18 protein-coding genes are annotated in these 20,780 nt (G+C 70.1%); 9 read left to right on the plus strand and 9 right to left on the minus strand.

What is annotated here, in order from left to right:
* Nucleotides 1-91 precede the first annotated feature (91 nt).
* The gene (locus tag AB0C21_RS28815) at nucleotides 92-1,618 is read left to right on the plus strand and encodes an OmpA family protein (protein ID WP_500208406.1); all 1,527 of its coding nucleotides are present in this window, start codon (nucleotides 92-94) and stop codon (nucleotides 1,616-1,618) included.
* A 22-nt stretch (nucleotides 1,619-1,640) separates the two neighbouring features.
* Here the strand turns inward: AB0C21_RS28815 and AB0C21_RS28820 are convergent, their stop codons facing one another.
* On the minus strand, nucleotides 1,641-2,489 hold the full coding sequence (locus AB0C21_RS28820; protein ID WP_500208408.1) for a serine/threonine-protein kinase: 849 nt from the start codon (nucleotides 2,487-2,489) through the stop codon (nucleotides 1,641-1,643).
* A 184-nt stretch (nucleotides 2,490-2,673) separates the two neighbouring features.
* Here AB0C21_RS28820 and AB0C21_RS28825 point away from each other — a divergent pair, with 184 nt between their 5' ends.
* Nucleotides 2,674-4,410 carry an LCP family protein gene (locus tag AB0C21_RS28825; protein ID WP_500208409.1) on the plus strand — a complete coding sequence of 579 codons (1,737 nt, stop codon included), beginning with the start codon at nucleotides 2,674-2,676 and terminating at the stop codon, nucleotides 4,408-4,410.
* 104 nt (nucleotides 4,411-4,514) lie between these two features.
* Here the strand turns inward: AB0C21_RS28825 and AB0C21_RS28830 are convergent, their stop codons facing one another.
* The 6 genes from AB0C21_RS28830 to AB0C21_RS28855 form a co-directional block, all read right to left on the minus strand.
* On the minus strand, nucleotides 4,515-4,916 hold the full coding sequence (locus AB0C21_RS28830) for a DUF3592 domain-containing protein (protein ID WP_500208410.1): 402 nt from the start codon (nucleotides 4,914-4,916) through the stop codon (nucleotides 4,515-4,517).
* A gap of 86 nt (nucleotides 4,917-5,002) precedes the next feature.
* Nucleotides 5,003-5,539: a hypothetical protein gene (locus tag AB0C21_RS28835; RefSeq protein WP_500208412.1), complete on the minus strand. Its 537-nt coding sequence runs from the start codon at nucleotides 5,537-5,539 to the stop codon at nucleotides 5,003-5,005.
* Nucleotides 5,540-5,581: 42 nt separating this feature from the next.
* Nucleotides 5,582-5,971: a hypothetical protein gene (locus tag AB0C21_RS28840; protein WP_500208413.1), complete on the minus strand. Its 390-nt coding sequence runs from the start codon at nucleotides 5,969-5,971 to the stop codon at nucleotides 5,582-5,584.
* Between the two features lie 2 nt (nucleotides 5,972-5,973).
* The gene (locus AB0C21_RS28845) at nucleotides 5,974-7,110 is read right to left on the minus strand and encodes a hypothetical protein (RefSeq protein WP_500208415.1); all 1,137 of its coding nucleotides are present in this window, start codon (nucleotides 7,108-7,110) and stop codon (nucleotides 5,974-5,976) included.
* Nucleotides 7,111-7,154: 44 nt separating this feature from the next.
* On the minus strand, nucleotides 7,155-8,822 hold the full coding sequence (locus AB0C21_RS28850) for a hypothetical protein (protein ID WP_500208416.1): 1,668 nt from the start codon (nucleotides 8,820-8,822) through the stop codon (nucleotides 7,155-7,157).
* A 254-nt stretch (nucleotides 8,823-9,076) separates the two neighbouring features.
* On the minus strand, nucleotides 9,077-9,691 hold the full coding sequence (locus tag AB0C21_RS28855) for a prepilin peptidase (protein WP_500208418.1): 615 nt from the start codon (nucleotides 9,689-9,691) through the stop codon (nucleotides 9,077-9,079).
* A 481-nt stretch (nucleotides 9,692-10,172) separates the two neighbouring features.
* On the opposite strand from AB0C21_RS28855, the gene AB0C21_RS28860 reads away from it, so the two are divergent.
* From AB0C21_RS28860 to AB0C21_RS28875, 4 genes are all read left to right on the plus strand, one after another.
* The gene (locus AB0C21_RS28860; RefSeq protein WP_500208419.1) at nucleotides 10,173-11,591 is read left to right on the plus strand and encodes a hypothetical protein; all 1,419 of its coding nucleotides are present in this window, start codon (nucleotides 10,173-10,175) and stop codon (nucleotides 11,589-11,591) included.
* A gap of 42 nt (nucleotides 11,592-11,633) precedes the next feature.
* Nucleotides 11,634-12,032, plus strand: a complete 399-nt coding sequence (locus AB0C21_RS28865) for a DUF3592 domain-containing protein (RefSeq protein WP_500208421.1) — start codon at nucleotides 11,634-11,636, stop codon at nucleotides 12,030-12,032.
* 72 nt (nucleotides 12,033-12,104) lie between these two features.
* Nucleotides 12,105-12,728: a hypothetical protein gene (locus AB0C21_RS28870; protein ID WP_500208422.1), complete on the plus strand. Its 624-nt coding sequence runs from the start codon at nucleotides 12,105-12,107 to the stop codon at nucleotides 12,726-12,728.
* A gap of 37 nt (nucleotides 12,729-12,765) precedes the next feature.
* On the plus strand, nucleotides 12,766-13,179 hold the full coding sequence (locus AB0C21_RS28875) for a hypothetical protein (RefSeq protein WP_500208423.1): 414 nt from the start codon (nucleotides 12,766-12,768) through the stop codon (nucleotides 13,177-13,179).
* A gap of 66 nt (nucleotides 13,180-13,245) precedes the next feature.
* On the opposite strand, the gene AB0C21_RS28880 is transcribed toward AB0C21_RS28875, so the two are convergent.
* Nucleotides 13,246-14,178: a glycosyltransferase family 2 protein gene (locus AB0C21_RS28880; protein ID WP_500208424.1), complete on the minus strand. Its 933-nt coding sequence runs from the start codon at nucleotides 14,176-14,178 to the stop codon at nucleotides 13,246-13,248.
* A 383-nt stretch (nucleotides 14,179-14,561) separates the two neighbouring features.
* On the opposite strand from AB0C21_RS28880, the gene AB0C21_RS28885 reads away from it, so the two are divergent.
* Entirely contained in the window at nucleotides 14,562-15,575 is a 1,014-nt protein-coding gene (locus AB0C21_RS28885) for a glycosyltransferase family 2 protein (protein WP_500208426.1), read from the plus strand.
* Nucleotides 15,572-18,151, plus strand: coding sequence for a YfhO family protein (locus AB0C21_RS28890; protein ID WP_500208427.1), 2,580 nt, complete (start codon nucleotides 15,572-15,574; stop codon nucleotides 18,149-18,151). Before AB0C21_RS28885 ends, AB0C21_RS28890 begins: the two co-directional genes overlap by 4 nt.
* On the opposite strand, the gene AB0C21_RS28895 is transcribed toward AB0C21_RS28890, so the two are convergent.
* Nucleotides 18,114-18,572, minus strand: coding sequence for a GtrA family protein (locus AB0C21_RS28895; protein ID WP_500208428.1), 459 nt, complete (start codon nucleotides 18,570-18,572; stop codon nucleotides 18,114-18,116). The genes AB0C21_RS28890 and AB0C21_RS28895 overlap by 38 nt on opposite strands.
* 128 nt (nucleotides 18,573-18,700) lie before the next feature.
* Here AB0C21_RS28895 and AB0C21_RS28900 point away from each other — a divergent pair, with 128 nt between their 5' ends.
* Entirely contained in the window at nucleotides 18,701-20,668 is a 1,968-nt protein-coding gene (locus tag AB0C21_RS28900) for a hypothetical protein (protein WP_500208429.1), read from the plus strand.
* The last annotated feature ends 112 nt before the right edge of the window (nucleotides 20,669-20,780 follow it).

Genomic DNA, 20,780 nt, shown 5'->3' on the forward strand with positions numbered 1-20,780 from the left:
CCGCAGCCGGCACCCCGCGTCCGCAGAAGCCGACTCCGAAAGGCCCCCCATGCGCACTGGAAGGACCGTCACCGCTTTACTCCTCCTGCCGATGGCACTGGCGGGATGCTCCGGCGGCGGTGAGCAGAAGCCGGCGTCGCACCGGACGGCGGCGGAGAAGCCGAAGCCGTACACCGGTCCGATGGCCAAGGACGCCTGGTCGTCGCTGGGCGGCGGGCACTCGCGGATCGAGATGAAGCAGGTGGAGCGCCGCGGCGACCGCTCGGTGCTGCGCTTCTACCTGACGAACCCGGGCAAGGAGCCGGAGCACTACTCCTTCGGGACCACGATCGCCGGCTCGGCGTACGGCAACCTGCACTTCATGCTGGTCGACCCCGTAGGCCACAAGGCCTACACGCCGCTGTACGACAACAACGGCACGGGCAAGACCGTCGGGAGCGACCTGTTCATCATGTCCGCCTTCCCGGGCGCGCGTTACGAGACGATCCTGGAGTTCCCGCCGCTCCCCGCGTCGCTGGACCGCATGACCGTCGTCACCCCGACGACCGCCGGCGAGTTCACCGGCGTCCCCGTGGTCGAGGGCCAGGGCCCGGTCAAGCCGGCCGCACCGGTCCCCGACTTCTTCGACAAGCCCAAGCCGGGCAGCCAGGTGGCGTGGCCCGTACGCGGGCTGGACGCGCCCGCGAAGGGCGGCGCCTACGACCTCTACGGCATCACCGAGGGCGAGGTGAAGTCCACCACCAGCAGCGCCACCGAGGAGAAGGTCGGGCTCCGCACCGACGTGCTGTTCGCCTTCGACAAGGCGACGCTCTCCGCCCGGGCCGAGTCGATCCTGGACGAGGTGGCCGCCGAGACCAAGGCGAAGGCCGACCCCTCCAAGCCCCCAATCCTCATCACTGGGCACACGGACGGCAAGGGCGGCCACGACTACAACACGTCCCTCTCCCAGCGCCGCGCCGACGCCGTCCTCAAGGAGCTCCAGGCCCGCCTCGGCACCGCCTACCAGTACAAGGCCGAAGGCAAGGGCGAGACCGAGCCCATCGCCAAGGAGGGCGGCCCCGACGACGCGCAGGCCCGCCAGCGGAACCGCCGCGTGGAGATCTCCTACCAGATCAGGCAGCGGACGACCGGGACCGGCAGCACCACGTCCGGCGGACAGCAGGCCGACCCGGGCGGCGACGCCGGGCCGCCGGCCCCGTTCCGTCCGGACGGCCCGACGGTCGCCAGCCGCTTCGCGTCCTTCGGGCAGGGCGGTGACAAGCGCCGCATCGACGTGAAGCCCTTCTACCGCGACGGCGCCTACCTCGTCGCCGTGTTCGACATCGTCAACCTCGGCCCGGACGGCGGCCCGAACGAGTTGGAGGACTACTCGACGTCCGGCGGAGGGCCCTTCGGCGACTTCAGCGTCACCGACCCGTCCACGCGGATCGTCTACCGCGGCGTCCGCCTGGGCAAGGACGGCGGCACCTACGTCGACCCCGGCCGGGCCTCCTTCAGGCACGACCCCGGCACCGACAACCGAGGCTTCTTCTACGTGCCCGCTCCCCCTCCGAGCGTCCGGACCGTGACCTTCAACGCGGGCCCCTTCGGGCAGATCCCCAACGTGCCCGTGCAGTGACGCCCGCGCGTGAGGCGGCGGGTCAGCGGGGCGGCGGGCCCAGGTGGTCGAAGATCTGCAGGGGCTCGCCGTCCAGCGTGCGGACGGGGAAGCGCAGCTCCAGACCGCACCCGGCCAGCACCCTGCGCGCCGCGTCGGCGTCGGCGGGACGCCGCGCCGGGTCGGCCGCGCACAGATGGGCGACGACCGTCCACAGCACGGGCGGCACTCCGGGAGGCGGCGCGCCGATCCGCTGGCGCGGCGCCGGGTCCCCGGCCCCGGTCAGCATCCGCCAGGCGACCATGCCGGCGGCGTACAGGTCCTGGCGCGGGCCAGGCCGGTCCCAGTCGAGCACCTCGGGCGCGAGGTAACCCGGCGTCCCCACCGCGAAGCCGGTGGTGGTGAAGCGCAGGTCGTCCTCCCCCAGCGCGATCCCGAAGTCGGCCAGCCGGACGTGCGGCGCCCCGACCGGACTCGGCTCCAGCAGCAGGTTGGCGGGCTTCACGTCCCGGTGGACGACCCCTGCACCGTGGATGTGGCTGAGCGCGGCCAGCAACTGGTCCAGGACCTCGGCCGCGTACTCGGGCGGCAGCCTGCCGTAGTCCCCGAGCAGCGTCTCCAGCGAGCCCCCGCGCACGAGGTCCATGGCGAGGAGCACATCGTCGTACGCCATGCACGAGGCGTAGGGCGTCAGGACATGGGGGTGCGCCAGCCGCAGCGCCCGTTCCCGGACGACGCGCAGCATCGACGTGGGGCCCTTCTGCCGGACGAGCTTGGCCGCGCAGTACCGCGCCTCGGCATGGTCGTACGCGCGCCACACACGGCTCGTCCCGCCCGCTCCGATCCGGTCGAGCATGGTGAACCGACCGCCGATCACCCACCCCGAGTCCACGGCACCGATCGTACGGAAGACCACCCGGCCCGGGGACGCCGGATTTCCGCATCCTTGTCAACAGAACGGATGTTCTGCGCATCTAACAAAAGGAGGCACAGGCTCCCCGCGGTCGGACACCTCCTTAGACTGACTGATCACTCTGACCATGTGCCCTCGACAGGGCCCGCCCGGAACGGGACCGATGAGCGACAAAGACCCGCGCCGCGACGACCTCGCGGGTGACGAGGCCGCCCGGAAGGCGCCGGCGGCCCCCGAGCCGGCCGGCGGCACCGCGTCAGGGACTCCGGAGCAAGGCGGCGATTCCGCGGACGCCGGAAAGGCGCCGGCCGGCGGGCGCGGCGCACCTGGAACCGGTGACGGCGTCATGGCCGCCGCGGCGTCCAAGCAGAGCGACCGTTCCGCGGAGGCCGAACCCGCCGGCCCGAGCGGCTCCGAGCAGGACAGTGGCGTCACCGAGGCATCGGAAGGGCCCGCAGCCGACGACGAGAAGGGCGCCGCGTCCGACGGGGCTCCGCCAGAGGGAGACCCGCCGGGCAGCACCCCGCCCTCCGCGCCCCGGCGAGTCGGACGGCGGCGCAGGGGACTGCGATGGGCCGCCGTCGGCGCCGTCGCCGTGCTCCTGGCCGGAGGCGGCGGGGCGGCGTGGCTCTACCACGACCTGGTCGGCGGGATCGAGCAGAAGCGCGTCAGCGACAAGCTCGGCGCGAACCGGCCGAAGAAGCTGAACAAGTCGCTCAACATCCTGCTGATCGGGTCCGACACGCGGGAGGGCGAGAACTCCGAGTACGCGGTGCCCGGAATGGCCGGGGCGCGGTCGGACACCACGATCCTGCTGCACCTGTCGCCGAACCGGGACCAGGCCGTCGGGATCAGCTTCCCCCGGGACTCGATGGTGAAGATCCCGTCCTGCAAGAAGGAGAAGGGCGGCACCGTCCCCGCGCAGTTCGGAATGCTGAACGCGGCGTTCGCGTACGCGGGGCCGACGTGCACCTGGAAGATGCTGGAGTCGCTCACCGGCATCCACATCGACCATTTCGTGCAGGTCGACTTCGCCGGGTTCAAGCGGATGGTGGACGCCCTGGGCGGCGTCGAGATCTGCGTGGACAAGCCCGTGAACGATCCGCGCGCCGAGCTGTTCCTGAAGGCCGGCAAGCAGACCGTGAAGGGCGACGACGCGCTCGGGTACGTCCGGGCGCGCTACTCGCTCGGCAACGGGTCCGACCTGGAGCGGATCGAGCGGCAGCAGAAGTTCATGGCGGCCGTCGTCGACAAGGCCACGAGCGGATCCGTCCTCACCGACCCGGCGAAGACCTACAAGTTCCTCAAGGCCGCCACGAAGTCGATGACCACCGACGACGACCTGGACCTGGCGGGCATGCGCAAGCTGGCGGACGGGCTCAAGGGGATGAGCGCGGGCCAGGTGCGGTTCGTGACCGTCCCGGTGAAGGGGTACGCGCCGGACCCGAACCGCGTCCAGTGGAACGAGGAGCTCGCGAAGCCGCTGTTCGAGGCGATCCGGCACGACGACCGGCTGCCCGCCGAACCCGCGAAGCCCGTCCAGGCGGCACCGCAACCGCCCGCGCCCGGCAAGGTGCACGTCACCGTCGTCGACGCGGGGGCGCGCGCCCCCCTGGTGAAGCGGGTCGTGCGGCAGCTGCGGCTGCGGGGCTTCAAGGTGACGGGCAAGGTCGAGAAGGCCGCCGCCGCGCCGGAGAGCCGCATCGTCTACGCCCCGTCCGCCGAGGCGCAGGCGTCGGCACTCGCACGCGACCTCCCCGACGCCCTCCTCACCGCCGACAACGCAGCCCCGGCCGACGGCGTCCGCCTCGTCATCGGCAAGAACGGCCTCCGCCTCGCCCCACCCGCCATCAACAAGATCAGCGGCGGCGTCAAAGCCGGCCGCGAACTCTGCGGCTGACACCGGCTCCCGGCTCCGCGGCGGCGCACCCTCGTCGCCGCGGGCGGTGCCTCGCGCGTCAGAGGGCGGCCATGACGATCACGGGTGAGCACTCACCGGGCTCTTCACAGCCACGCCCGCCACATCTTCAGGGCCAAGAAGCCGAAACCCAGCCCCAGCGCGAGCATGACCACGCTCATCGTGAGCACGTAGGCGACACCGAACCTCAGGTACGCGCGCGAGGGCTTTGCGGAATCGTAGAGGACCTCGACGACCTCGCCGACCTTACGGTCCTGCGCCACCTTCTGTTCGAAGGTGTGCTCCCGCCCGTCCGCGGTCCGGTAGCGGATCTCGAGGCGGGGAGTCGGCGCCCCGTCCCCGGAATGCTCCCGGACCCGGCCCACCACCCTGCCGCGGGTGCGCTCGGCCCGTCCCAGGAACCTGAACCTCCCGACCAGGAAGACCGGGACGGAGCAGAGCAGTCCCAGCGCCAGCGCCGTGATGAAGAAGATGGCGACGACCTCCACGCCGTCACCGCCCCCGCTCGGTTCCGAGCCGCGGCCGGACCTGTGCGCCCATCGTCGGTGAGCCTCCCTGCCTGTGCGAGCGGTGGTCAGCGGTCGACGCGGACCGAGGGGGCCGCGCTGGACACCGCGTCGGCGAGTCTGCGGCGGTCGAGCCGCCAGCCGTCGACGAGACGGGCCGCGAGCCTGCCTCGTCCCCGGCCGTGAATGATCAGGCGGTTCCAGCCCGCCTCGGCTCCCGGACCGTGAGGAACGCCCTTGACCTGGCGGATTTGGACCCGCGATATCTGGTCCCAAGGGATCCGGATCGGCCTCGCCGGGGGCAGCAGATGCGCGCCCAGGTAGAGGCCTTTCTCGTCGGCGGCGAACGCCACCCGGCGCTGGACCGTCCAGACCGTCTGCACTACCGCGCCCACCACCAGTAGGCAGCCGAATATCACGGCGGGGAGCGACAATGCCGCCGATAACCTGTCGAGGAGGTCGTTCTCCGGACCGCCTGGCGTGGCGGGCTGCGACGGAGCAGTCAGCCGGTCCCATCGGCCCCACGGCAGGACGGCCAGGAGAACGCCGAGGAGCAGAAGCCTGGCCGGCAGAAGGCCCCGGTACCGCTCCGCGTAAGGGGTCATCGATGCACCTCCGCCCCGAACGGTTGACAAAGACTCAAGGGCTCAGAAGTAGCCGGAATCCTTCGACGCGAAGTGGTCGCGGGCCGTCTGGCGGGTGACCAGGACCAGGACGGCGGCCGGGATCAGCAGGCCGAGGACTCCCGTCGCGTCGCCCTGGCCGAGCCTGCCGAGGGCGATCAGGATCCAGACGATCTCCAGTGCCACCACACCGTTGCGGATCCGTTTGCGTCCGGTGGCGAGCCGCAACGCCAGGAAGAAGCTGAAGCCACCGGGAACCAGTTGCAGCAGAACGGCGCCGAAGTTCTCGGCCGTCCAGCCGTAGCCGACCAGGAAGGCCAGGCTCCACACCACCGAAAGGCCCGCCACCACGAACATCAGCACGCGGGCGGCGCGCAGTGACGTAGGGAGCAGGGCAGAACGGGCAACGGCCATCGTCATCCTTCGTTGTCGTGCGGCACTTCCGCGCCGATCTGCAATACCAGGTCACCGGTGACCCTGATGTCGAGCACGACGGTTTCGAACCGCAGTCGGAGGCCGGTGAGGGCATCGCCGCGGAGCAGCGGGCGCGGATCCGTCAGCCGGCGTCCCACCGCGTGGTTCAACGGCTCGGCGCCCGTGTCGTCCGCCAGGCAGGCCACGACGCCGTCGGCCAGCAGGACGGCCTGGTCCGCACCCGGAACCGTGAGCGCGCTTTCGCCGCCGTCGACCTCGTAACGGCCCGGTTCGACGCGCAGCGTCTGCTCGTATCCCGCCCACACCTGGATGGCCTGGCCGTCGTCGAAGGCGAGTTCCACCATCTGGTCCTGCGGCACCGCACCGGCCTCGTCGACATAGAGGCGGCGGACCCCGCTCAGCCTTCTCCCGCGCACGGCCCACACTTCGGGCGGCAGATCCCCGCCCTGCGGATAGGCGCGCCGTTCGAAGTTGTCCAGATATTCGCGAGCCGTTTCGCGGGCGGTGGCCCCGGTCGCCGGATGCCGTTCGACGCAGAGCAGATAGGCGGCGGCGTCCATACCGCCCACCATTTCCAGGTGGGTGACCAGTCCGTTTCCCGAGTCACCCAGATTGGGGACGAGAGCGGCGAGGAGCTGGAAGTAGCGTTCCCGGGCCTGCGGCATGGGGTCGCCTGGAAGCCGTTCGCTCAGCCATTGACTGGCCTGGCGGGCGAGCACGGGCACCTCGGCCTTCATCCATATCCGGGTGAACTCCCGCATGGCCCGTGGCTCCGGAACGTCCGCCCCGTCCCGCACGGCGAGTTCCAATGCGGTGGTGACCCCCTCGTCCGTGACCTCACGCAGGGTAGGCATCGCCCGACGCAGGTACTTCAGGAGGCTCGGCCACGTGTCCTCGATGACCTTGAGCTCGGACACCGCGAGCACCTGCTCATCCAGGTCCGCCTCATGGGGATGGGCCGCGGCGTGCGCTAGGCAGCCCTCCAGGATGTCGAGTGCCCGTTCCACGGTCTCCGCCTTGGTAGGCAGCCGCCGCGCGGCCTCCATCCGCCGGCCGGCGTCGGTGCGGTCCCAGGGCGCGGCGGCACCGGCCAGCGCACCCGGAACGAGCTCGTCCATCCCCACAGCCTCTCTCAGCCCCCGCGCCACTGTCGAGGCGGCTCTCAGAAGTGCCCCTGCTCCTGCGCTCGCCGCAACGCGTCGGAGTCGTAGGTCTTCCCGTCGATCTCCACCGGGATCTTCGAGTCGATCAGCTTCTGCACCTCCGCCGGATGCTTGAAGAGGTCGTTCGCCTTGCCTCCGCTGTTCACGACGAATTTCGGCTGCCCGCCGGTCTCCTGAGCCCACTGGGAGTACTTCGGAATCTGCTTGTCGTTCTTCAGGGTGCCGAGGAAGGCGTTCATGCCGTCCTTGACCTCGTTCAGGTGGACCACGCCATTGGCGTCCACGTAGGCGACGTCCGCGTCGACGCCCTGCGGGAACGTGACCTTGTGGCCGCCGCCGAAGTCGGTCGCCCCCTTCGCGCCGATCGCCACCTTCGTTCCCGGCTTGACCTGACCCGAATCGACGACCTTCCGGGCCCGGTTCACCTCCGCGGCCAGCGACGGCAGCGCGCGGTGCTCGGCGTCCAGTTTCTCACCGCTGGCGTTCTTCAGTTTGGCCAGCGTCCCCTGAAGGGACGGAGCCGTGATCCGGTTGTCCTTGGAAAGCGTGGCGAGGTCGTCCAGCGCGGTCTTGATGTGGGGCGCCTTGGCCGGATCGTCGGCGTGCTCGAGAGTGCGCTGCAGCGCGTCGAGGGAGTTGGTGTCGGTGTCCTTGATGCTCTTGAGCAGCGCGTCGGCCTGCTCCTGGCTGAGCCCGAGCTCCTTGAGCCGGGGGCCGAGAACGGCCTTCTGCGCACGCCCCGCCTCGCGCCTCGCCTGCTTGGCGTTCTCCGCGGCGGGGCACATGGCGATGCTCGCGACGGCGACGGCCCCGGTACGCCCATAGGACGGATGTCCCAGCAAGAGGCCCGGCGGCCCCAGCGCGACCGGGCAGCCCTGTTCCTTCGCCTTCTGCTCGGCCTCGTCGGCCTTCTTACGGGCGTTGTCGGCGGCCTTCTGCGCCTCGTCCAGCTTGCCTTCGCGGGCCAGTCGCGCCGCCTCGTCGGCGGATCTCTTCGCATCGTCCGCCAGGTTCGGCACCTTCGGAACGTCGGGGGTCTCCTTGCCGTGCGGCAGCTTCTTGAGCTTGTTCAGTTTGTTGAGGCCCTTGCCTCCGACGATCGACCCGATGATGTTCGTGGTGCACCGACCGGCCTCCTCGGCGTCGTCGGTGAACTTGCGGCAGTGCTTGGTGGCGTCGTCCCAGATGGCCTTGAGAGAATCCTTGGGATTGGTCACCAGCTGTCCGAGGCCGCCCCAGTTGCTCTTGAAGCCCTCATGGCTGCATATGTGAGCCAGGCACGCGACGAACGCACCGCCCTCGACGATGCCGACTCCCGCGTCCCATACGCCGAGGCCGGCGCCCTTGAAGAAGTTCCCCGTCCCGGAGGCGGCACTGCTGAGGCCATTCTTGGTGTGGCAGAAACCCTTCTGGAATATGTTCCCCTTGCAGCCGCCGCCATCGCCGTCATCCTTTTTTGGACGTTCACCGCCACCGGCCTGCGGCCGTCCCCCGCCACCCTGCGGCTGCTGCCCCGCGCCGTCCTGCGGCCGGCCCCCGCCGTTCGACCCCCCGCAGTCGGTGCCGCCGAAGAGCTTGCAGACGGCCGTGCCCGTTCCGGAGAGGACCTTGTCCGGGATCCCGGCCAGCACCATGGCCGCGATGATTCCGGCGGCGACGGCGATCAACGCCCCGTATTCGAGTGCGGACGCTCCCCGATCGAACCGCCGTTCGGCGCCCCTGCGCCAGAAGTTCATCACGTCCCCCGAACATTCCGCGCCCAACCGCGTCCGGGCAGCAAAACGACTCCCGCGGTCCGTGCCGACTTTACAAAGGCCCTCTGGCGTATGCATGAGCCTTAGGGCCCAAATGAAGGCCCAACCTCACGACCAATCCCGGCGCGAGAGCACCGGGCCGAGGGCGCCGGCGCCCGGCCGGTCCGTCAACCGGTCGCGGCGAAGGCCAGCACCGCGACGAGCGCCCCGGCGAGCATGTAGGGGCCGAAGGGGAACTCGCCCTTGCGCGTGCGGCGGACGATCATGATGCCGACGGCCACCAGGCCGCCGAGGAGGTAGGTGGCCAGCAGGCCGATCATCCACGCGTCCTGGCCGAACCAGCCGAGATAGAGGCCGAGCACGCCGGACAGCTTGACGTCCCCCATCCCGATCCCGGCCGGCACGAGGAACGCCTGCAGGAAGTACACCGCGAACAGCACGGCCATACCGATGAGCGCGTGCTCGAACCGCCGCAGTCCGTCCTCGGTGAACGGGGCGGCGGCCGCCAGCAGTGCCGCCGCGACACCGTAGGACGGGAGCGTGAACCGGTCCGGCAGGCGCTTGACCCCGACGTCGATGAATCCGAGCAACGTGCCGACGGCGGCCAGGTAGAGCAGCGCCGGCAGGACCGGATCAAGGCCGACCCTCCAGCCGAAGACGCCGAAGAGCGTCCCCGTGACCAGACCCATCAGGATGCGGCGGCGGCGCGGCACGTCCCCGACATAGGGCTTCGCCATCGGCGCCAGCAGCAGGCCGACGACGATCCCGACGGGCACCAACACGAACGCGACCATCGAACCTCGCCCCGATCCGGTCTCTTCTTCGCCCCCGGCACCCTAACCGGACGGGCGTCCGCGGCGGGACGCCCTACGCCATTCAATCCGTCGCCTCTTCTTCGGCGCATGGGCCCCGGGGCCCAATCAGGCGAGACGCCGATGCGGCATGGACGCCCTACTCCGTGACCTCCTTCGGGCGGCGGCCGCCCGGACGACGGCGCGCCCTCAAGGGGAAGAAAGGCCCAGCGTCTGGACATCATTGGATCGATGCAAGGTATGCGTCCGCCCGGCCCATGATGTCCACCGAGCATCTGGACAACGCTGGAAACGAGCGGAGGGCAGATCTCGGCCCGCCCCCTTCACGAGCGGTCGCGTTGGGTCCGAACCGGGCCTTTGTTTAGGTCTCCGCACCCTGGCCTCTTCGGCGGGCGCCATCATACGTTCGCACCCTCTCGGCTGAATCTTCTTCGGTGAAAGGGTGGCAGCGGTGGCACTCCCGCGTGAGCGACGTTCCGACACCGGTGCGAGCGCCAAGGAGTACGCCGCGCTCATCATGGTCGGGGCGCTGGTGATGGGCATCCTGTTCGCCGTGGTCTCGCCCGGCACGTTCGGGGCCGATGTCGAGTACGCGCTCTGCAAGTTGTTCTCCGCGGACGACAGCCAGTGCGAGTCGCGAAACGACAAGGCACTCAAACCGAGCTGCACATCGACCCTGAGCAGCGAAAGCTACGGCGGCTCCGTCGATGTGGCGATCTTCTCCATCGGCCGCGACTACGGGTTCCTGAAGTTCACCACGATCGGCCCCGACGGCAAGAAGGAGGTCCGGGTCGTCGCCATCAAGGGCGTCAACGGCGGTGTGGGTACCGGAGTCGGAGTCGGCATCAACTTCGGGAAGGCCCTCAACCTCGGGGCGGACGCCAGCGTGGACGCCAAGCTGAAGGTCGGCGCGGGCGACGGCTGGGTGTTCACGGGACCGGACGCCGAGAAGAACGCCAACAAGTTCATGGGCGACATCAAGGAGCAGTACTCCATCGACGCCGTCAAGGAGAACGGCGGACTGCTCGGCCAGGTCGGCGGCAACATCTACGACTACTTCGCCGGCCCCGACATCCCGGAGTCGGACATCAAGCGATACGAGGGCCAGCTCGACGTGAGCGGCTCCCTCACCGCCGGTCTCGGCATCGGCCCCAAGGACAAGCCCGAGTACAAGGGCAAGCACCGCAAGGAGGACTGGAAGGACAAGATCCCCGACTCCCGCGGCAGCAACGGGATCACTCCCAACCTGAACGCCTACGTCGGCATCAACGGCACCGAGAAGGTCATCTACGAGGACAACAAGAAGACCGGCGACAGCTCCATGACCTTCATCCTGTCCGGCGAGGCCAACTACGGCGAGAACCACCTGTTCCCCGGGGCACAGGGCAGGGCGAACGCCACCGGTTCGATGACCGTCACCAAGGGCAAGGACGGCAAGATCAAGAGTGTCTCGTTCACCCAGGTCCACATCCTGAACGGCAAGGCCACCACGATCACCACGACCCTGCCGATCAACACCGACGCCGAGCGCTCGACCCTGACCGACTACCTGCTCAACCCGTTCAACACCGGCGGTCCGGGCGGTCAGGTGCTCAGCCTCACGTGGGACGACATGGCCCCGACCGAGCCGCCGGGGCCGAACGCCCACCCGCTGCAGAAGCTGCTATACGACAAGGGCAAGACCTCCAGGGTGAACTACGACTACGACCAGTCCGACGCCTCGTATGGGGCGAGCGTCAAACTGGGCCTCAAGCTGGGCGGCAACGTCGCCATCTCCAACTCCAACCGGCAGGTCACCGACGCGCAGTATCTGGGCGCCCAGGGCCCCGGGGGCACGAGAGAGTGGAAGGATTTCAAGGAGTGCCGCTGACGCGCGGCGGCCGCCCGCCGACCCCCACGGTAGGAGAGATCAATGGGCCATCTGATCGGCGTGCTCCTCGGGGTCGCGGTCTTCTGCGGCGGCCTCTACGAACTGGTGACGCGGCTGCGCCTGCAGCGCCGGATGCTCCGTGCGAACGGCGTCTTCGTCGGGCGGGACGAGGTGATGGGCCCCGGCGGTCCGAGCACCACGAGCCGGGTGGGGCGGTTCCGGTTCACCACCTTGCAGGGGCGGCCCGTCGAGGCCTCCAGCTCCCTGTACTCCTTTCCCGGCCCCAAACCGGGGAAGCCCGTGACCGTGATCTACGACCCCGCCCGCCCCGAGGACACCGCCGAACGCCTCGGCGTGCACTACCTGCAGCTGTTCGCGATAGGACCGCTGGGCATGGCCATCGGCATCGCCGTGGCGGCGGCCAACGCGGCCGGCCTGTGACGATCGCCGTCTCCGGAGACCGGGTCCGCGGGGACGGCGTCACCGGGAAACGACCCTAGGAAGGGGAGACGGATGAACTCGGGTTCTGGTCCGGACGCCGGCACGCGGCGGTGGTGGGCCGCGGCCCTGTCACTCCTTCTCGCGGCGACCGCGGCCGGGTGCCTCGGTGGCGAGAAGGACTCCGGCAAGGCCTCGGCCTCCCCTTCCAGCAAGGCGCAGGCGCGCATCCCCCCGGGATTCGCTCAGGCGTCCTCGGACGCGGTCAGCCTCGCCTACCCGCCCGGCTGGAAGCCGGCCACACCGCCGAAAGGGTGGACGTTCCTGGCCGAGCTCGCCGCGGGCGGCGACATCGAGGCCCGGGTGGGCGTGATCACCAGCGTGCCGCAGATCCCGAACGCCAAGCTGGTCGCCGAGTCCCTGGACATCCTCATCCAGACCCAGCTGAGCGGGGTCCGGCGCGGCCCCAACCAGAAGGTGGACATCCCAGGCGCCGACGAGGCGGTCCGCATCGACTACTCCTACCCCAACCCCCAGGCCGTCGCCGGGGCCGCCGCAGGCGCGCCCGTCACGAACGTCGACATCGCCCTGGTCATCCACCAGCGCAAGGCGGCCGTCGTGCGGCTCACCGGGCTGCAGAGCAGGCTCACCCCGGCACTGGTGGACCAGATCCTGCACAGCATCGCGGTGAAGGCCTGACCCAGAACGGCCCCGAGGCAGAACGGCAGAGACGGACATGGATCTTCTGAAAGCGTGGACCGGGGCCATCGTGGTCTTCGTCCTCGGCAGCGTCATCACCACCGGCCTCGCCATCAGCGCGGCCGTCTCCGACGACGACCTGAAGTCGGTCACGGGCGCACTCCTGTGGACCGCGCTGCCGACCCTGGTCGTGTTCGCCCTGATGGCCCTCGCCGGCGCGCTCCTTCATCCTCTCCCGCAGCGCGCGAACGCCGGCCGGCACGCCCTCGCCGTGCTCCTCATCCCCGGCCTTGCGACGCTCCTCGGTATCGTCGTGGGCGTCGTCCAGGGCTCTCCCGTGCAGAGCACCGCAGCCGGTGCGGCAGGGGGACTCATAGGAGCGATCGCCACCTGGTGGCTCGTCGCCCGCCTGCGTGCGCGTCGCACTCCCCAAAGCGGCTACACGTACTGATCGCGAGCGCGCTTCTCTCCTGATCGGCGACGACGCCTCGCGCCTGATCGGCGGACGATAGGCCCGTCAATCGGGCGTCGCCTGGATGTCCAGGGTGAGCGCGTGGACCAGCATGTTGATCCCCACCAGCAGCGGGCCGACGGCCAGCAGCACGCTGCCCGCGCTGGCCGTGGCCGTCCCCAGGCTGTGCAGGGTGACCCAGATCCCGATCAGCGTTCCGACCGCGCAGAGCAGCAGGCCGGTGAACAGCATGAGGGCGACGGGAGAGAAGGACGGCACCACGTACTTGCGCATGATGCGCCGCCAGAACCCGCACACGAGAAGCCGCCCGATCTGCGGGACCACCTTGTGCAGGCGCATGCCGGAGATCTCCTCGCCGTAGCTGGCCGGCACCGGCACGTCCTTGGCCCGCACTCCGGCGATGTTCAACCAGATGAGCAGGTCGTTCTCGAACGCGTAACCGCGGGAGACCCGTGCCAGGTCGATCCGCGACAACGCCTCGCGCGTCACCGCGGTGTACCCGTTCTGCGGATCGAAGAGGTTCCAGTAACCGCTGGCCAGCTTGGTGGCGAAGGACAGCACCGTACTGCCGAGCAGGCGGTTCAGCGGCATCCCGGCCAGCGCCGCACGGGCGAAGAACCGGTTGGCCTTCGTGAACCCGTATCCGTCTTCGGCGATGGGATCGAGCAGAGCCGGCAGGTAGTCGGGATCCATCTGCGCGTCACCGGCCATGACCACGTTCACGTCGGCGCCCAGCTCCAGGGCCGCGCGGTGGCCGTCGACGATGGCGCCGCCCACCCCGGTGTTCCGCTCGTGCCGGAGCAGGCGGACCCTGGGATCGCCGACGGCGGCCGCCCGCCGGGCCGTCTCGTCCGTCGAGGCGTCGTCGACCACGACGATGTGATCGACCAGCTCGGGCATCCCTTTGATCGTTTTCTCGATCAGGGCTTCCTCGTTGTGGGCCGGGACGACGGCAGCGATGGTCAGGTCCTTGTACATGCGGTCACCACCCCCAGGACCCCCTGGTCCGGACTGGTGGACGTGGCCGATGGCCTCGTCTCCCGTCGGGGCGCCGCATCTTCATCCCAGCCCCGGCCCTCAAGGGTCATTCGTGCATGTGTGATATGCCTAGCATCCGAGTCGGCGACTCCGACAGGGCCCGGCGCGGAAATGGGTCTGGGCGGTGCCTCAAATGGGCCCACGGACCCAATGGCCGGCTGCCATAACTCTCCCGGAGGCAAGGCCCTGAGACCCGTTTTTCCGCGTGCACGGTCGAGACCTGTCCCGTCCTCGCGCCAACCGCTAGATTTGACCCTGATGCCGACTCGCCGTGCTTCACATGCCCGGCGACGGGCCTCCTTCCGCACGACAGAGGTGGAACCTTGATCCTTTCCATCATCGTGCCCTGCTACAACGAGGAAGAGACCATTCCTCCCCTCTTCACCTCGCTCAGCGAAGAGACCGCGGCATTCGAAGAAGAAGTCGAGTTCCTCTTCGTCGACGACGGGAGCACGGACGGCACCCTCCCCCGGCTCCGCGGCCTGGCGGAGCGCGACGACCGAGTGCGCTTCCTCTCCTTCAGCCGCAACTTCGGCAAGGAGTCGGCCATGCTGGCCGGCCTCCGCCACGCCTGCGGCGACGCCGTGATCATCATGGACGCGGACCTGCAGCATCCGCCCGAGCTCATCGGCAAGCTGCTGGCCCTGCACCGGCAGGGTTTCGACCAAGTGATCGCCCGCCGCGACCGCGACGGCGACCGCGCCGCCCGGACCGCGCTGACCTCGGTGTTCTACTGGCTGGTCAACAAGTGGGTCGACGTGCGGCTGGTCAACGGTGCGGGCGACTTCCGGCTGCTGTCGCGCAGGGCGGTCGAGGCGGTCCTCCAGTTCCCCGAGCGCAACCGCTTCTCCAAGGGCCTGTTCTCCTGGATGGGCTTCGACAGCGCGGTGGTCGAGTACCGCAATGTCGGCCGGGCGAACGGCCGGAGCAAATGGACGTTCCGGCAACTGGTCAACTACGCTCTTGACGGAACGATCTCGTTCAACAACAAGCCCCTTCGACTGGCCGTCTACTCCGGCGCGATGCTCACCATGATCGCCATCGGCTACATGGTCTGGATCATCTTCCGCGCCTCCGTCAGCGGAATCGACGTTCCCGGATATGTGACGACGATAGCGGCGGTCGTCGGGCTCGGCGGTATCCAGATCACCCTTCTCGGAATCATCGGCGAATACATCGGGCGCATCTACTACGAGACGAAACAGCGGCCGCACTACCTGGTGAAGGAGGCATCGACGGCCACGGGGGACGGCGCGCCGAGCGGCACTCCGCAGGGCGCCCCTTCCCGACCGGCGGCCGAGAGATGCCGCGCGTGCGGCCTGGACCGGTCCCGGTGAGACCTGCCCCGCCCGAGCGGTTCCGGTGGATCACTCCCGGGGCGAAGACCCTCGCCGCCGCCATGACCATCGGGGTGTTCTGCCTGTCGGGCGCCCTGCGGGGAACGACACCGTTCGGCGGCGGATCGCGCAATCTGAACGACCTTGGAAACCAGTTCGGCCCAATGCACGCCCATCTGGCGGCCATACTGCGGGGAACCGCCGACGGCGACCTGTTCTTCAACTGGAACAGCGGGATGGGCGTCCCCTTCCTCCCCGATTTCCATCTCTATCTGGCCAGTCCGCTCGCCCCCCTGACCGCGTTGTTCCCGCCGGAGCGCATCGATCTGGCGATGTTCGTCATCACCGTCGCCAAGATGGCCCTGGCTTCGGTGACGATGACCGTCTACCTGAACGCGGTCACCCCGCGCGGCCCCCGCTGGCAGCTCGGCCTCTTCGGCTCGGCGTACGGCCTGTGCGCCTGGGCCGTGGACGACGCGGCATACGTTCCCCAGTGGCTCGACGGCCTGGTCTTCCTCCCGCTGCTGTGCCTGGTCGGGGAGTGGACTCTGCAGCGCCGCCGTTGGACTCTCGGAGTCCTCATCGTCGCCGCGGCCTGGTATGCCAATTTCTACACGGCCTACATGGCGACGCTCGGCGCCGCGGCGATCGTCCTCGCGCGCTTCCTGACCGTGGAGATGTCGTCCCGCGACCGGCTGGCGGCCGGGGCCCGGTACGCGGCGTCGGCGGCATGCGGCCTGGCGCTGGCGATGCCGCTCTTCGTACCGACCTTCATCGCCGCCGGGCACGCCCCGCCGACGACCGGGCACTCGTTCGACGTCTCGCCCGTGGTCTTCCTGGCCCGTCTCCTGCCCGCCTCCGAAGGCGTGGGCCAGAGCCCGAGCATCTGTGTCGGAACGCTCGTGCTGCTGGCGGTCTCCGTCTTCCCGTTCGACCGGGCGATCCCCCGGCGCTCGCGAGTGGTCTGGTCGTCGCTGCCGCTGCTGCTCGCCCTGTCCTTCCAGCGACCGGGACAGTACGTCTGGAACGGTTTCGACGCTCCCGATGGGAGCCCGTACCGCGAGGCGTTCGTGCTGTGCGCTGCGCTGGTCATCGTGGGCTGGATCGGCGTGACCCGCGGACGGCCCGGACGGCGGTCGGTTCTCTGCGCCTCGGCCTTCCATCTCGTAATGCTCCTCCTGGCGCTGGTGAGCCCGCTGGCCTCCCGACATGCCCCGGCGCTGCTGATCGCGGGAGCGCTGGCGGCCGCGGCCGCGGTGGGAGCGGCCCGTTGGTCGGCTCGTCGCCCAGACGACCGAAGGGCCAGGACGGCCCTCGTCACCGCCGCGGTGGGCCTGACCGCCTTCATGCTCCTCGAGCAGACGGTGACCGCCGTGTTCATCGACCAGCGACGGGCGCAGCGGTTCGAGTTCACCGCGCCGTGGAACTCCTCGCACGAGGAGCGGGTGCAGGCGATCCGTTCGGTGGACGGGTTCCCCCGCTACCGGACGGAGCCGGGAGGTCCGGGGCTCACCGCCAACGACCCCATGCTCCTCGGCGGGCAGGGCGCCGGCTACTACAGCAGCGTCCTCCCCCTCGACACGTCCCGGACCCTGATCGACCTGGGCTACCCCTACGACAGATGGGGGCGGCAGATCCTGCCCGCCGACAATCCGGTGCTCGACGCCATATTCGCGGTGGGTGCCCAGGCCACGGATTCCAAGGGGCGGCCGGCCCCCTCCCGCCGTGCGGCGGCGCCGCTGGTGACCCTCCGGTCGGCCACGCGGCCGCTCCCGGCGGGCGCCGACCCGTTCCGGGTCCAGGAGGCCGTGCTGGGGTCGGAGGTCTACCGCTATCCGAAGGTCAGATGGGCGCCCGTCGGCGGCGCACCCGAGATGACGTCGCCCGGAGGCAGGCCGCACATTCCCTCGGATGCCAGGGGGCGTGCCCGCTACGAGGCGACGGTGTCCTGCAGCCCCGGATCCAGCGTCGCCGGCTGGACGCCCAAGCCGCCCGGCGGGAGGTTCCGGGATCGCAGCGGCCCCGGAATGGTCTCCTTCGGCACCGTTCCCGTCGGCGGAACCTTGAAGATCACAATCCGGGCCGGGGCGGAGGCCGCTCCCGCTCCGGTCGTCGGCTGCGCGGACCCCGCGCTGCTGCGGGCGGCGGTCGAACGGCTGCGGTCGGGCGGGGCCCGGCGGGTGCGGGTCTCCGGCCACAGGATCGAGGCGGAGATCCCGCGCGGCCGACCAGGCGTCGCCGTGGTATCCGTTCCTCTCGTCGACGGCTGGAAATGCTCCATCGGCGACGGCCCCGCACGGCGGCCCCGCAGTCACGACGGCCTCATCGCCGTTCCGGTCGACGGCTCGTCCGGCCGTCTCTCCTGCGGCTACACGCCTCCTGGCCTGTTCGCCGGAACGGCGCTCGGACTCGCGGGCCTCTCAGTCACTCTGGGCGCGGCCTACATCGGACGACGGCGGCGCCTTCGTGGGAAGGCCGCCGAGTCCGAGATCCTCGATTCCGGTTCCTTCGATGCCGACCCCTCGGACGTTCGGGACGTCAGCGAAACACCCACGCCCGATAGGCCGCGTAGTTGAGCATGACCAAGCCGGCGGTCACGATCGCCTTGGCCACGAGATACTGCACGCCGAGGGCCGCCAGCCCGGAGACCACCAGGGCCGTCAGCACGGTGTTGACGGCGACGAGGCTCACGTACCGGACCAACTGCCGACCGACCGGCGAACGGCTGCCGAACGACCAGAGCCGGTTCAGACCGAAGTTCACAGTGAAGGCCACCAGGAACGCCAGGACCGTGGCGACCGGCAGGCGGACTCCCAACACCCCGTGCGCGGCGAACAGCACGCCGAAGTCGACCGCGAAGCTCAGCCCGCCGATGACCAGGTAGCGGGTCGCACTGTGCGCCAGGACGCCGCTCGTCCGCGCCTGGACCAGGCGCCCCCGCCGGCCCGAGGGCGGGACCGTGGCCTTGCGGGCAGCGGACTCCCGGTCGACGCTCATGATGAGCGACGGTACCCGGAGGACTCCAGACGCACCCAGGGCCCGCAGGCCCGCGCGTCGCCACATTGGGGCCGAGGTTGGGCCTGCGGGCCCAGTTGGACTCGCTCGGATCACGGTTGGATGGCTGCATGCCGCACGAGAAGGCCGTCAACCGCACTGAGGAGCCTCGGGACTCCGGACCGGTCGGCGCCGACCGGTCCGCTGACGCCTCCGACGGGGTCCGCAGCATGAGCCGCCTGTCGCGCTATCCCGGCCTCGTGGCGCTGGCGACCTGGCTGGTCTCACTCCCGGCCGCCTTCGCGGCGCCCTCGCTGCTGAACCTGTCACCGTTCGCGCCCGAAGGCGCCCAGTTCCCGCTGCGGGTGACCGCCGCGGCCGCCCTCATCCTGTCCGGCATCGCGCTGCGCCACCGCGGACCGGTGCTCGTGGCGGTCGCCGCAGGGGTGTTCGCGTCCATCATGGCTCTGACGATCCGTGTGGCGCTCGCGGGCACGCCCTTCGGTTACGGCGGCGTGCATGGGGACACGGGGCGCATCACGGCCATGGCCGTCCGCTACACGCATTCCTGGGCGACCAATGACGGCATCGTAGGGGCCCCTTCGGAGTATCCACCGCTCTTCCCGTTCCTGGTCGGCAAGGTCGCCGCCCTCACGGACACGCCCGCATGGCGGCTTCTCGGAACCGCGGAGGCCCTGCTGGTCTCGGCCTCGGTCGTGGTGGGCTTCGCGCTGTGGTGCCGGCTGGCCACGCCCGTCCCGGCCCTGCTGCTCAGCTGCGGCCAGCTGTTCGTCTTCGGCGTGCCCTCCAAGCCGCACGAGGTCCTGGCGCTGGCAGCCTTCGTCCCGCTCGTGCTCCTGGTGGTCGCGCGCCCGCCACAAGGCCGGCCGCACTGGCTTGCCGCCGGCCTGGTCACCGCCGCGCTCTGCCTCACCTACCACGCCTGGGTGGTCTTCTCCGCGGCCGGCCTGATCCCCTTGTGCTGGTGGACCTGGCGCGGGGAGCCCGACCGGTCCGCCTATCTGGGCTACCTCGCGCGGGTCGCGGCGGTGGTGGCCGTTGCCACCGCCTGGTACACCGTGCCCTATGCGGCTGCGATGCTCGGTGGAGGGCAGCAGGTCGGTGACACCTACGAGAGCGCGAGGATCTCGGAGCAGCCGTTCCCGTTCCTGGAGGTCCGCCCGATCGCTCTCGTCGAACTCGCCGGGCTCTTCGGGCTCCTCCGGTACGTCCGGCGACAGTGGTGGGCACCTCCCCTGCTGGCGATCCTGGGCGGCTGCTACGCCTACCGGGCCGTCAACATGATCCGATGGAGCACGACAGGTCACAGCGGGCTCTACTACTACACGAGGCCGCTGATCGAACTCTGCCTGGTCTCGGGGGCGGTGCTGAGCGTCGTGGCGGCCATGCCGCACCTCACCGGATGGCTGGCCCGACGAATGCGCGGGTCGTTCGTCGCGGGTACGGGGGTCTTCGGGACGGCGTCGCTGCTGCTGTTGGCCGGCGTGGGCTACGCGTTCACGTGGATGCCCGTATCGGGCGGAGCCGCCTCCGGCTCCGATGCGACGGGACGTTCGCTCGCCGCCCTGGCGCACTACCAGCGGCTACCGGACGGCGGTCTCCCGAGGAGCCACCCCGGCACGGGCGACCCCCTGGCATTGGCCGCGGACATCGGGATCGAAGACTGGGACTACCTGCCGGTCGCGAAGATCGAGAGCCTGGTGCGATCGACCAGGCCTGCCGACAGCCGTCCCCGCGTGCTGTCCTACGACGAGCAGCTGTTCGCCTTCCTGCCCTGGCAGGGCTTCATGGGCGTGGACCGGACGGGCGCCCAGGGCCCCATCCGCTGGGACGACCGCTACGAGGAACTCGAACGGCTCTCCCTCATCACCGACCCGGCGGCGTTCGCGGACGCGACGCGGCATACCGAGTTCGGCCCGATCAATGTGTTCGTGCTCCGCAGCAAGGGCGGCCAGCTCGTCTGGAAGGGGCTGCGCGTGCCGGGGACGCTTCTCTTCCGCCCGGCCCAGTTCGACCCGGCCGCCTTCCAGATCACGACCTTGGCCCCCGACACCTTCGTGGCCGTCCGCCGCCCCTGACCTCTGGCCCGCGTACCGGCGGGGCGCTCCCACCGGCCGCCTCTCAGCTCCGCCGAACCGGGCGGGCGGTCACCCCGCCGAGCCGGAAGGTGGCGCTGCGGGGTGACCGGTG

It is taken from the genome of Spirillospora sp. NPDC049024 (assembly GCF_040649235.1).
Taxonomy (GTDB): Bacteria; Actinomycetota; Actinomycetes; order Streptosporangiales; family Streptosporangiaceae; genus Spirillospora.